This window comes from Streptomyces sp. Ag109_O5-1 (assembly GCF_003814875.1).
GTDB lineage: Bacteria > Actinomycetota > Actinomycetes > Streptomycetales > Streptomycetaceae > Streptomyces > Streptomyces sasae.
The window spans coordinates 2,742,733-2,755,481 of sequence record NZ_RKQF01000001.1 but is presented as its reverse complement, the minus strand read 5'-3'; the positions used below and the strand labels follow the sequence as shown (position 1 = coordinate 2,755,481).

The 12,749-nt window shown below is 70.5% G+C and carries 11 protein-coding genes; 7 read left to right on the top strand and 4 right to left on the bottom strand.

What is annotated here, in order from left to right; genetic code table 11:
• The first annotated feature begins 32 nt into the window (after positions 1-32).
• From EDD90_RS12325 to EDD90_RS12310, 4 genes are all read left to right on the top strand, one after another.
• Positions 33-1,097, top strand: coding sequence for a LacI family DNA-binding transcriptional regulator (locus tag EDD90_RS12325; RefSeq protein ID WP_185149597.1), 1,065 nt, complete (start codon positions 33-35; stop codon positions 1,095-1,097).
• Positions 1,098-1,197: 100 nt separating this feature from the next.
• Positions 1,198-1,872, top strand: a complete 675-nt coding sequence (locus EDD90_RS12320; protein WP_123973046.1) for a pyridoxamine 5'-phosphate oxidase family protein — start codon at positions 1,198-1,200, stop codon at positions 1,870-1,872.
• Between the two features lie 58 nt (positions 1,873-1,930).
• On the top strand, positions 1,931-3,274 hold the full coding sequence (locus EDD90_RS12315) for a radical SAM protein (protein ID WP_123973045.1): 1,344 nt from the start codon (positions 1,931-1,933) through the stop codon (positions 3,272-3,274).
• A gap of 306 nt (positions 3,275-3,580) precedes the next feature.
• Entirely contained in the window at positions 3,581-5,086 is a 1,506-nt protein-coding gene (locus EDD90_RS12310) for a cellulose-binding domain-containing protein (RefSeq protein WP_123973044.1), read from the top strand.
• An 82-nt stretch (positions 5,087-5,168) separates the two neighbouring features.
• On the opposite strand, the gene EDD90_RS12305 is transcribed toward EDD90_RS12310, so the two are convergent.
• From EDD90_RS12305 to EDD90_RS12295, 3 genes are all read right to left on the bottom strand, one after another.
• A complete protein-coding gene (locus EDD90_RS12305; protein WP_123973043.1) occupies positions 5,169-6,170 on the bottom strand; it encodes an ABC transporter substrate-binding protein in 1,002 nt (333 codons plus the stop codon).
• A 71-nt stretch (positions 6,171-6,241) separates the two neighbouring features.
• Positions 6,242-7,276 carry an ABC transporter permease gene (locus EDD90_RS12300; RefSeq protein ID WP_123973042.1) on the bottom strand — a complete coding sequence of 345 codons (1,035 nt, stop codon included), beginning with the start codon at positions 7,274-7,276 and terminating at the stop codon, positions 6,242-6,244.
• The gene (locus tag EDD90_RS12295) at positions 7,273-8,067 is read right to left on the bottom strand and encodes an ATP-binding cassette domain-containing protein (protein WP_123973041.1); all 795 of its coding nucleotides are present in this window, start codon (positions 8,065-8,067) and stop codon (positions 7,273-7,275) included. Before EDD90_RS12295 ends, EDD90_RS12300 begins: the two co-directional genes overlap by 4 nt.
• A 201-nt stretch (positions 8,068-8,268) precedes the next feature.
• Between EDD90_RS12295 and EDD90_RS12290 the strand changes: the two genes are divergently transcribed.
• Positions 8,269-9,279, top strand: a complete 1,011-nt coding sequence (locus EDD90_RS12290) for a LacI family DNA-binding transcriptional regulator (RefSeq protein ID WP_311737207.1) — start codon at positions 8,269-8,271, stop codon at positions 9,277-9,279.
• A gap of 226 nt (positions 9,280-9,505) precedes the next feature.
• Here EDD90_RS12290 and EDD90_RS12280 read toward each other — a convergent pair whose 3' ends face one another.
• Positions 9,506-10,465, bottom strand: coding sequence for an SDR family NAD(P)-dependent oxidoreductase (locus EDD90_RS12280; RefSeq protein WP_185149054.1), 960 nt, complete (start codon positions 10,463-10,465; stop codon positions 9,506-9,508).
• A gap of 161 nt (positions 10,466-10,626) precedes the next feature.
• Here EDD90_RS12280 and EDD90_RS12275 point away from each other — a divergent pair, with 161 nt between their 5' ends.
• Both EDD90_RS12275 and maeA read left to right on the top strand, forming a co-directional pair.
• Complete coding sequence (locus tag EDD90_RS12275; protein ID WP_260327826.1) at positions 10,627-11,211, top strand: TetR/AcrR family transcriptional regulator; 585 nt, start codon at positions 10,627-10,629, stop codon at positions 11,209-11,211.
• 317 nt (positions 11,212-11,528) lie between these two features.
• Positions 11,529-12,731, top strand: a complete 1,203-nt coding sequence (maeA, locus tag EDD90_RS12270) for an oxaloacetate-decarboxylating malate dehydrogenase (protein WP_123973040.1) — start codon at positions 11,529-11,531, stop codon at positions 12,729-12,731.
• Positions 12,732-12,749: the final 18 nt, after the last annotated feature.

Genomic DNA, 12,749 nt, shown 5'->3' with positions numbered 1-12,749 from the left:
CTGAACACGCGAGGAAGGGGAGCCGAGCGGTGGTGAAGAGAACGCAGCCGGCGCCGAACGGGGACGCCTCGACGGTGCGGGACGTGGCCGCCCGGGCCGGGGTGTCCGCGTCGACCGTCTCCCGGGTCCTGGGGGGCACCTATCCGGTGGCCACCGCGACCCGCGCCAAGGTCATGAAGGCGATGCGCGAGCTGGACTACGTGGTCAACGCGCACGCCCGCGCGCTCGGTGGCGCCACCAACAAGACGGTCGCCTTCGTCGTCGACGACGTCACCGGCCCCTTCTACGCGCACATCGCCCGCGGGGTCGAGGAGCAGGCCTCGGCGGAGGGCCGGCTCTGCATGCTCTGCACCACGCACGGCGACCCGAGGCGCATCCTCGCCGTCGTCGAGACCATGCGGGAGCAGCGGGCCGACGCGGTGATCGTGGTGGGCGGCGCCCTTGAGGACAAGGCCTACCACGACCGGATGACCCACTTCGCGCACGCCCTGGACCGGGCCGGTTCCCGGCTGGTGCTGGTGGGCAGGCCGCCGCTCGGCCCGGGCGTCCCGGCCACCGTCGTCGACTACGACAACGAGGGCGGCGCCTTCGCCCTCACCGGCCACCTCCTCTCCGGCGGCCACCGGCGCATCGCCTACCTCGGCCGCGTCCCGGGGCTGTCCACCAGCGCCCAGCGCATCGCCGGCTTCACCCGCGCCCATGAACTGCTCGGCCTCGCGCCGGACCCGGACCTGATCGTCGACGGCGTCTTCTCCCGCTCGTACGGCTACCAGGCGACCCGTGAACTCCTCGCCTCCGGGAAGGAGTTCACGGCGATCTTCGCGGCCACCGACATGATCGCCTCGGGTGTGATCCAGGCGGTACGGGAGTCCGGCCGCCGTATACCGGAGGACATCGCGGTGGCCGGGTACGACGACATCCCGGTCGCCCGGGACGTCTACCCGACGCTCACCACGGTCCATGTGCCCCAGGAGGAACTGGGGCGCGCGGCCGTCCGCCTCGCCCTGCACCGCGACGAGCTGCCGGACGGCCAGCATCTGGTGCTGGGGACGCATGTGGTGCTGCGGGAGTCGACCCGACGCGCCGGGAGCAGTTGAGGGGCGGCAGTGGGCTGCGGATTTCGTTGTCCTGTGGGTGGATATTGCCGTGATCGGCAACATGGTGGTCATTGCGCTGCGGTATCGGTAGCGTGCCGGTATGGCCACCGACTCGCTGCCTCCGCTCCTCCCCAGCACCGACCTCACCCGGCACCGCCGGCTGCGCGAGCAGGGCAGCCTCGACCGGGCCGATCTGGAGGCGATTCTGGACGCCGGGTTCGTCTGTCATCTGGGGGTGGTGGTCGAGGGGCGGCCGCTGGTCGTGCCGACGGTGTACGGGCGGGACGAGCGGCACCTGTACCTGCACGGCTCGGTCGCCAGCCGCAGCCTCGCGGGCGGCACCCCGGTGTGCGTCACCGTCACCCATGTGGACGGTCTGGTGCTGGCCCGGTCCGTCTTCGAGCACGGCGTCAACTACCGCAGCGCGATGATCCACGGCACGGCCCGCAAGGTGACCGACCCGGAGGAGAAGCTGGCGGGCCTGCGGCTGCTCACCGAACACTCGGCGCCGGGCCAGTGGTCGTACGCCCGCCGGCCGAACCGCAAGGAGCTGGCGGCCACCACGCTGCTCGCCCTCTCCCTGGCGGAGGCCTCCGTCAAGATCCGTACCGGCGCACCGGAGGACGGCGACGGACCGGACGCCGAGCTCGGGCTCTGGGCGGGGGTGCTGCCCCTGACCTCGGTCTGGGGTACCCCGGTGACGGATCCCGTACTGCCCCCGGACACGGCCGTACCGGGACACATCGCGCGCCGAGAGGGGACCCGGCACGGCTGACCAACGAGCGGGGGCATACCGTGAGGAGTCGAACGCCTGAGCCGGGAGGAGACACGGGATGGGCAGCCGTACCGCGCTGGTCGAGGATCTGATGGAGAGGTTCCCGCATGTACCGAGGGAAGCCGTCTTCAAGGAGGACCTGCTCCGGGGCGGTGTGGCCTTCGACCCGTCCGCGCTGAGCGACAACGAGAGCGGCGAGGTCAAGCCGAAGTCGTACTTCATCTTCTCCTTCGACCACGGCACCCTGCCCGAACTGGGCGAGGCCGCGCTGCGCCGGCCCCCGGAGGAGATCATCCTCACCGGCGGGCCGTACGACCTGCGCCGGACCGTGGTGTCGGTGCGGGTGAACCCCACCTCGCCGTACCGGGTGGCCGCGGACGAGGAGGGCATGCTCGGCCTCTATCTCGACGGGAAGCGGATCGCCGACGTCGGGGTGCCTCCGATGCCGGAGTACTACCGGCACAAGCTCTCCAACGGGAAGTCCGTGATGGAGGTCGCCCCGACCATCCAGTGGGGCTACCTGATCTACCTCACCGTCTTCCGGGTCTGCCAGTACTTCGGCGCCAAGGAGGAGTGCCAGTACTGCGACATCAACCACAACTGGCGCCAGCACAAGGCGGCCGGACGGCCGTACACCGGCGTCAAGGACGTGGAGGAGGTCCTGGAGGCGCTGGAGATCATCGACCGCTACGACACCGCGAAGGCGTCCACCGCCTACACGCTGACCGGCGGCGCGATCACCAAGACCGTCGGCGGGCGGGACGAGGCCGACTTCTACGGGCGCTACGCCAAGGCCATCGAGGAGCGGTTCCCGGGCCGCTGGATCGGCAAGGTCGTCGCCCAGGCGCTGCCGCGTGACGACGTGCAGCGCTTCAAGGACTACGGCGTGCAGATCTACCACCCCAACTACGAGGTGTGGGACGAGTACCTGTTCAAGATGTACTGCCCGGGCAAGGAGCGGTACGTCGGCCGGGACGAGTGGCACAAGCGGATCCTGGACTCGGCCGAGATCTTCGGCGCGCGCAATGTGATCCCCAACTTCGTGGCCGGTGTGGAGATGGCCGAGCCCTTCGGGTTCAAGACCGTCGACGAGGCGATCGCCTCCACCACCGAGGGCCTGCGCTTCTTCATGTCGCACGGGATCACGCCCCGGTTCACCACCTGGTGCCCCGAGCCGACCACCCCGCTCGGCAAGGCCAACCCGCAGGGCGCCCCGCTGGAGTACCACATCCGGCTGCTCCAGGCCTATCGTCAGACGATGGAGGACTTCGGTCTCTCCTCGCCCCCCGGCTACGGCCCGCCCGGACCCGGCCGTGCCGTATTCTCCGTGAGCTCCTTCATGGACAGCCTTCCGGCGCGGGAGACGGCCGACGAGTCGGTCGCGGAGTCGGCGGGGGCCTGATCCGAACCGGAGAGGTGGAGGAGACTCACGGGAACGGTGAGTCGAATGGTGGTCGCGGTCCGTACAAGAGGCCGGAGTTGTGGGTCGCGGCACCGGGCACGGTGCTGAGCACAGTGGTTGACGTGACACCGGGGACCGGTGGTAAAGGTGACGGGGCGAACCCGTGGCACGACCACCGGTATCCGGTTTTGAATATGCCGCTTGTCAGTTGTGCAGGAGACGTGAAAAGCTGCGGTCCTGCCGCGAGGTTCCCCCCAACTCCATGGCCAATATGGTGAGTTGACCTCGCTTTGGATGCAGGAGACCATGACCGACCTGCCGACCCCTCAGGACGCCGCCGAGGCAGCGCTGTTCTCCGAATGCTGGGACGCGGTGCTCTCCTACGCCGACCTGTGCACGTCCGGCTCTCTGACGGCCAATCAACTGGCCACCGATGCTTTCGCGCTGGGTATGCGCGAGGCCCGCGACACGGACTTCACTCCCGGGCGCGGCACCGGACGGCGCGCCGCCCGGCTGCCGATGATCCCGCTGCTGCTCACCGCGGTCCGCAACACGGCCGCCGGCTGGGAGACCTCGGGACTCGGGCACAAACTCGACCCGGACCTCCGGCTGTGGCTCAACTCCGAGAAGGCCACGCGTTATACGGGGCTGCCGTTGCAGCGGCCCGTCGCGCTGCGCGGCCTGCGGGACATGCAGGAGGCGGACGCCGAACTGCTGTGGCTGGCCGAGGTGGAGGCGCTGCCCCTGTCCTCCGTGGCGCGCCGGCTCGGCCTCGACCCGGTCGTCGCCGCCCAGGAGCTGGAACAGGTGCGCGCGCTCTTCCGGGACCGCTGCCACCGCGCCCACCTCGACACGCCGATGGACGCCGAGTGCCGCAGCTACGCCCGGCTCCTCGACGCGGTCACCCGGTCCTCGGCCGCCGACACGCCCGACGACCTCTCCCGGCACCTTGCCACCTGTGTGCAGTGCGCCGAGGCCGCCGCCTGTCTGCGGCTGCACGGCGGCGGACTGCCCGCGGCGCTCGCCGGCGGGGTCATCGGCTGGGGCGGCCTCGCCTACCTGGAGCGCCGCCGCCGCGCGGCCGAGGTCCGGCTCGGGGCCCGGCCGGGCGTCGCCGACAGCGACGGCGGCGACCCCAAGGAGGGCAGCGGCCGGAGCAAGGTGCTGCGGCACGGCCTGCTCGGCGCGGCGGTGCTGATCTCCCTGGTGGCGCTCGGCGTGTCGATGATGCCGATGGGCGGTGGCTCCGGCGACGACACGGCCGCCGCCTCCCACGACGACCGTCAGCCGGTCGCCGACCCCACCGCCGCCATCCCGTCCGCCGATCCGACCCCCACCGCCCACACGGCCTCCGCCGCCCCGTCCACCTCGGCGAGCGCGGGCAAGCCGGGCGACAACAACCCCGACCCGGAGCCCCAGGGCACCTCCACGCCGACGGCGAGCACCAGCCACAAGACCGGCAACTCCGCCGACCCGAGCCCGAGCCCGAGCGCGGCGGCCACCTGCAAGGTCTCCTACGACCTGGTCAACCAGTGGAAGGACGGCTTCCAGGCGACCGTCACCGTCACCACCCCCCGGGCGCTGGCCGGCTGGCGGGTCCAGTGGTCCTTCCGGGACGGCCAGAAGGTCACCCAGATGTGGGACGCCAGCGTCAGCCAGAACGGCGCCCAGGTCACCGCGGACGCCGCCTCCTACAACCAGTCGGTCGCCGCGAACGGCACGCTGTCCTTCGGGTTCCTCGGCACCTGGAGCGGCAGCAACTCCTCGCCGTACGGCTTCACGCTGAACGGCGACTCCTGCTCGCTGAGCTGAGCCGCCCGCACGACCGGCGGCCGGGGGGACCCAAGAGGCGGGTCCACCCGGCCGTTGACTGCCCGTCAGCTGGGTCGGAGCGTCAGCACTGCGACTTGTAGAAGTACTTGCTGACCGACGGGTCGCCCATGTTGTCCTTCGTGATCGCCACCATGTCGGTGCCGATGCTCTTGCCGACCGACTTGCCCTCGAAGGCGTTCGCGAGCTGGTCCACCGCCTGCCGGCCGATCGCCGCCGGGTCCTGGGCGACCAGCACCTGGAGGGTGTTCGCCTTCAGCGCGGCGACCTCGTCGGGCTCGGCGTCGAACGCGGCCACCTTCACCGCACCCTGCTTGCCTGCCTGCTTCAGCCCGGTGGCGATACCCGTACCGGTGTTGGTGTTGCCCGCGAACACCCCTCCCAGGTCCGGGTGGGCGGCGAGCGTCGACTGGATCTGGGAGGCGGCGGTGGCCGGCAGGTCGTTGTCGTAGAGCGTCGGCAGCACCTTGATGTCCGGGTACTTGCCCATCTCCTCCGTGAAGCCCTTGATCCGCGCGTCGGTCGTCGACACGCCGGGCTTGACGCTGATGACGATGACCGAGCCCTTCTCGTTCATCAGCTTGGCCAGCGCGTCGGCGGCGACCCGGCCGCCCTTCTCGTTGTCCGACGAGATCCGGGTGATGCCGATCGACGTGTCGGTCACCGTGGTGTCCACCAGCGCCACTTTGGTGCCCGACGACTGGATCTGCTTGAGCGACGGCGTCAGCGCGCTGGTGTCGACCGGCGAGATCAGCAGCCCGTCCGGGCGGGCCGCCGCCACCGAGTCGAGCAGCGGGCGCTGCACCGACACGTCCCACTGCGCGGAACCGTCCGCCGTGAAGTCCATGCCCTTGGCCTTGGCCTCCTGCTGGGCGGCACAGGTCATGGTGATGTAGAACGGGTCGCTCTTCACACCCGTGATCAGCCGAACCTTCTTGCCCTTGGCACCGCCCGAACTCCCCGAACTGCCACTGTCGTTGGACGAGCTGCATGCCGAGGCCGCGCCCAGGGCCAGAATGGTGCCCACCGCGACCAGCAACCCGCGCCTGCTGCGAATGCTCCCCATCACAGAGTTCTCCTTGTCCTGCGTCCTGCGCGATCGAGTAGTCATGCACGAATCCGTCGTCCGCGGGCCCGTCATGCGCGTTCCCGGGTCTTCCTGCGCATCTGGTCGATGTAGACGGCCACGACGAGCACCACGCCCACCGCCACGTCCTGCCAGTACTGCTGGACGCCGATCACGATCAGCCCGGTGGTCAGCACCGCCGGGATGAACACGCCGATCACCGTGCCCAGCACCGAACCCCGCCCGCCGAACAGGCTGGTCCCGCCCAGGACCACCGCGGTGATCACCTTGAGGTTGTCGGTGGAGTGCCCGGCGATCGACGTGGTGCCGTAGGACGCCAGCCACATCACCGCGCCCAGCCCGGCCAGCAGCCCCATCAGGCCGTACACCTTCACCAGCTGGCGGCCCACCGGAATACCCGCCCGCCGTACGGCAGTCGGGTTCGACCCGATGGCGAGAGTGTGCTCGCCGAACCGGGTACTGCCCAGCACCGCGCCGAAGATCGCCGTGACCACGGCCGCCAGGATCACCATCCAGGGAATGCCGAGCACCTTGCCGAAGCCCAGGCTGTTCTGCAGATGGGTGGAGGCCGCACCGGCCGGGTCCTGGCCGCCGGTGGCGAGTTCGGCGATCCCCAGCGCCGCGCCGAGCCCGCCCAGCGTCACGATCAGCGGCGGCACCTTGCCGGTCGCCACCACCACGCCCTGCAACGCGCCCCACGCCGTGCCCACGGCCAGCGCGATGACGGCCGAGAACGCGACCGTGCCCCAGCCCGAAGCCGGCCCGCCGTGATGGATGTTGTACTCACCCGCCGCCACCGCGGCCAGCACCAGCACCGACCCGATCGACAGATCGATGCCCGCCGTGATGATCACGAACGTCATGCCGACGCCGAGGACCAGGTAGATGGCCGCGTTCACGGCGATCTGGGTGATGTCGTAGGTGGTGAAGAACTTGCCCGGCGCGGCGATGGTGAAGAACACCACCAGCGCCAGGAGGATCACAAAGGTCCACAGTTCGTTGAGGGTTGCCGCACGCCGGAGCCAGTCCGGCACGCCGGCACGGCTGTCGACGGCCGCGGGGGCCTTCTCGCTCTCGGCCGTCATCGTCCGTCCTCCGCTTCCTTGCCCCCGTTCGGCCCGTCCAGCGAGCCGGTCATCGCCCCGACGAGTTCCTCGATCGTGGTGTCCGCGGCGGTGTACGACGCGACCCGCCGGCCCAGCCGCAGCACCTCCACCCGGTCCGCGACCGACAGCACCTCGGGCATGTTGTGACTGATCAGCACGACACAGATGCCCCGGTCGGCGACCCTGCGGACGGTCTCCAGCACGCGGGCGCGCTGGACGACCCCCAGGGCGGCGGTCGGCTCGTCCATGAAGATGACCTTGTGGGCGAAGGCGACCGCACGCGCCACCGCGACGGACTGCCGCTGCCCACCCGACAACGTTGTCACAGCGGCCGTCACATCCTTGAGCTCCACGCCGAGTTCAGCGAAGGCCCTGACCGCCTCCCGGCGCATCGCGGGCCGGTCCAGGACGCCGATGCGCCCGAGCAGCCCGCCGCGCAGGATCTCCCGGCCGAGATAGAGATTGGCCGCCGCGTCGAGATCGGGTGCGAGCGACAGATCCTGGTACACGGTCTCCACGCCGTGCCGTTGTGCGTCCATCGGCCCGGAGAACCGCACCGGCTCGCCGTCCAGGCGGACTTCACCGGCGTCGGGGGAGAGCACGCCCGACAGGACGTTCACCAGAGTGGACTTGCCGGCGCCGTTGTCGCCGATGAGGGCGACGACCTCGCCGGGGTATGCCGTGAAATCGGCGCCCGAGAGCGCCTGGACGTGGCCGAAACGTTTGACCACTCCATGTGCCGTGAGCAGTGGTTCCCTTGCAGAGGCCATGTTGTGCCTTCTGGTTGGTATCGTTAACAGCTTGGCTGATTCTTGGGGCGCTCACAGCGGGGTGTCAAGGGTGCTGCAGACGGCGGTCGGCACTCCCGGATCCGTCCCCATCTCCCGTTGTTTGCACGGGCGTTGATATGCCGCCGAGTTGGTAACGTTAACGAGTCGACGCTCAAACGTGACGCAGGTGGAGGACGTGGCGTGACAGCGACCCGGCCGACCATGAAGGACGTTGCCGCGGAAGCGGGCGTCAGCGCGATGACGGTGTCCCGGGTTGTCAACGGCGATTCGGCCGTCGCCCCGAGGACCGCCGCACGCGTGGAGGCCGCGGTCCGCAAACTCGGCTACCAACGCGACGATGTGGCACGCCAGTTGCGCCGTACGGACCAACTCAGCCAGACCATAGGGCTGTTGGTCGACGACGTCGCCGACCCCTTCATGGCGGCCGTGGCCTCCGCCGCCGAGGACGTCGCCCGGCAGCGCGGCAGCGTCATGCTCATCGGCTCCAGCCGGGCCGACCCGCGCCGGGCGCGCGAGGTGATCGCCGCGTTCACCGCCCGCCGGGTCGACGGTCTGATCCTCACCCCGGCCGCGGGCAGCCACCGCTTCCTGCGCCCCGCCCAGGCACAGGGCACGAAGATCGTCTGCGTGGACCGGGCGGCACCCGGCCTGGACGTGGACGCCGTGGTGGTCGACAACTTCGGCGCGGTGCGGGAGGCCGTCGGCCGCCTGGTGGCGCACGGTCACCGCCGCATCGGGTACATCGGCGACACGCCGGAGATCTGGACGTTCGGCGAACGCCGGCGCGGCTATCTGGCAGCGCTGGAGTCGGCGGGGATCGCGCCCGACCCGGCATTGGTCAGGGACGGCATACGGTCGGGCGCGGAGGCGGCCACGGCCGTCACCGCCCTCCTGGCCCTTCCCGACCCGCCGACGGCCCTCCTGGCCGGCAACGAACTCCTCGCCTTCGGCGCCCTCACCGTCCTCCCCGCCGACCTGGCGTTCATCGCCTTCGACGACTTCGCGCTCGCCGCCCGGCTGACTCCGCCGGTCACGGTGATCGCCCAGGACCCGGTGGCCCTCGCGACCAGCGCGGCCCACCTCCTCTTCGCCCGGATCCACGGCGACGTCTCACCACCGCGCACGGTGGTCATGCCGACCCGGCTGATCCAGCGGGGGTCGGGGGAGATACCCGGGCCGTTCGCCGCGTAGCGAGCGGGCCGACGGGTGGCGCGCCTTCCCGCCCTCTGCGTGGATCTTCTCGGCCGGCCCTTCGAGCCGGTCTCGGCGTCGGGCAACGAGCGAGACGACGGCACCCTCCGCGGCCAGGCTCAGGGCGGGCCGCGCCGATGCCGCTGCTGGCGCCGCGCGGCAAACGGTCGCTCCGGGCGCGAACGGTCACGCGGCGGTATCGCGGAGATGGCCGATGACGTGGTCGTCAGACCGTCGTGGCGGCGGTTGCGACCATGTCGAGGGAGATCTGCCACAGGCGGGCCGCGTTCCTCGGGTCCACGGCGTGGGCGGCCACTCCCCGGCGCACACCGGGCCGGTGCGGGCCGGCCTCGTTGCAGTCCTCGAAGTAGCGGCCGGTCACACCTTCGACCAGCGGGGAGGCGGCGAGCAGTACCGAGGTTGCCGCACCCTGCTCGATGTTCTTCCAGGACACATCGGTGCTGGTGGCGTCGAACGAGGACGGGCTGTTGGAGATGTCCCCGATGTGGCGGCCGAGCCGGGTGCTGGTGATGCGGCCAGGGTTCAGGGCGTTGACGGCGATCGAGTCGGGAGCCCAGCGGCGGCCCGCCTCGACCGCGAACAGGACATTGGCGGTCTTGGACTGGCTGTAGGCCGCCCAGGGGTCGTAGGGGCGCTGCTCGAAGTTGATGTCGTCGAAGAACACGTCGCCGTTGACGTGGCCGACCGAGCTGACGGTGACCACGCGTGCGCCGTGGGCGGCCGCCAGGGCGCTGTGCAGACCGGCGGCCAGGGCGAAGTGACCGAGGTGGTTGGTGGCGAACTGCATCTCCCAGCCCTCCTTCGTCCGCTCCAGCGGCGAAGCCATCACGCCGGCGTTGAGGACCAGGATGTGCAGCGGTCCCTGCCATGCTTCCAGGAAGGCGCGTACGGAGGTCTGGTCGGCGAGGTCGAGCCTCGCGGCGCGCACCGTTCCGGGGCCGCCCGACGGGGTGATCTCCTCGGCGACCTGCACTCCTGCGGCCAGGTTGCGTACCCCGACGACCACCTCGGCGCCGGCGGCGGAGAGGACCCGCGCGGTCTCCCGTCCGATGCCGGAGGCGCCTCCGGTGACGACGGCGCGCCGGCCGCTCAGGTCGATGCCGGCCAGTGTCTCCGCGGCGGTCGTCTGCGCGCCGAACGGGGTCGTGACGAGGTTGTCGGTCATGGGAATCTCCAGCAAGAGGGGGGAATGGCGCGTCTGAGTGGACGGCCGGTGGCATAGGGGCACGGGCCGTCGTACGCTCATATCCGGAACTGGTTCCGGTTCGTCTTCGAGGCTAAGCGGAACTGGTTCCGGTTGCAAGTGCGGCAGGAAGGGAGTCGAGAGTGACTGGCCACGAGGGGGACGCGGTGCGGCCGCGCAGGCCGCTGCGTGCGGACGCGCAGCGCAATGAGGACCGGCTGCTGGAGGTGGCGGCGGCCGCCTTCGCACGTGAGGGGGCCGGTGCTTCGGTGAAGGACATCGCCCGTGTGGCCGGCGTCGGAGTCGGCACGCTCTACCGCCGGTTCCCGTCCAAGGAACTGCTCATCGAGGCGGTCTATCGGCAGGAGGTGCAGCGCCTGTGCGAGGTGGCACCGCACCTCACTGCCACGCAGCCACCGGTGGACGCGCTGCGGTCCTGGATGGAGCGTTTCATCGACTTCATGGCCGCCAAGCAGGGCATGGCCGATGCGCTGGCCGTGGTGCTGACCGACGAGAGCGAGCGGCTGCAGACCCGGGCGCTGCTCGCCGACGCCATCGCCCACCTGCTAGCCGCCGCACAGGCCGAGTCCGAGGCGCGACCGGGTGTCGATGCCCGGGACGTACTGATGGCCCTCGGCGGGATCAGCCTCATGGCCGGCAGCGAGGGGCAACGCGACCTGGCCGGCAGGCTCATCGACCTGCTCCTGCACGGCATCGTGACGAACTGACCCGCCCGGCGTCCCGTTGGTCGTGCGACGGGACGGGTGCCGCGCGGCGGGCGAGCGGGTCCGGGCGCGTCGCGCAGCGTGTCAGCCGGTCGTTAGCCTGGACTCAGACCGTGGCACCGCCGAGGCGCCTACCGCGATGTGCGTGGTGGGCCTGCCGGGCGGTGCAGGTGTCGGCGCCGTCCGCAGCGGGGACGCCGGCCTCGGACCTCCGTATTCTGCCGGGCGTCGGAGCCACTCGGACCTCCGCTGATTCCGGCCGGCTCCCCTTCGCCCCCCCGGTCAGAACCGCCTCGGCATGCGCACACAGGGAGACTCCCATGACCGAGGGCCACGAGCAGACCCCGGCGACGCCGGGCGTCCTCGTCGATCCGCTGCGCAATCGTGGCGTGGCCTTCACGCCCGAGGAAAGGGAAGCGCTCGGCCTCACCGGGCGGCTCCCCTCGGGAGTGCTCACGCTCGACCGGCAGGCACAGCGCGCCTACCAGCAGCTGCGGGTTCAGGACAGCGATCTGGCCAAGAACGTGTATCTGGAACAGCTCCACGATCGCAACGAAACCCTGTACTTCAAGGTCCTCGCCGAGCTGTTGCCGATCGTGTACGACCCCACGGTGGGCGAGGCGATCGAGAAGTACTCCCACGAATACCGGCGCCCACGAGGCCTCTTCCTGTCCGTCGACCGGCCCGACGACATGGAGAAGGCCTTCGCGACGCTGCAACTCGGTCCCGAGGACGTCGACTTGATCGTGTGCAGTGACGCGGAGGAGATCCTGGGGATCGGCGACTGGGGCGTGGGAGGGATCCAGATCTCGGTCGGGAAGCTCGCGGTGTACACGGCGGCCGCCGGTATCGACCCGCGCCGCGTCGTCGCCGTGTCGCTGGACGCGGGCACCGACCGCACCTCGCTGCTGCAGGACCCGCTGTATCTGGGCAACCGGCACCCGCGCGTCCGCGGCGCCGAATACGACGCGTTCATCGAGAAGTACCTGGAGACGGCATCGTCCACGTTCCCCGACGCACTGTTGCACTTCGAGGACTTCGGCCCCAGCAACGCACGGCGGATCCTGGAGCAGTACGGCGGCCGCTACCGGATCTTCAACGACGACATGCAGGGCACCGGAGCCATCACGCTGGCCGCCGCCCTGTCCGCCGTCAAGGTCAGTGGCGTACGGATGCGGGACCAGAAGCTGCTCGTCTTCGGCGCCGGGACCGCCGGGACCGCCGGGGTGGGCAACTTCCTGCACGCGGTGACCATCCTCGCCGACGCCTGCACCAAGATGCGCGAGTGCTGCATCGGAGGCACCGAACTCAACCAGGACCAGATCGACGCCTACGTCGACCGGTCCCTCATGCTGGTCACCGCCCTCTCGCCCGTGATCGGCTACGACAAGGCCTCCGTGATCGCCCACAAGGCCGACGACGAGGACACCACCCTGCGCGTGGCCGCGATGGCCTCCGGCTGCATCAGCGCCGAGGACTTCGACCGCATCGTCGATCCCGCCGCCATGGTCGGCCGGACATAGGCTACGAAATCTGTTGCG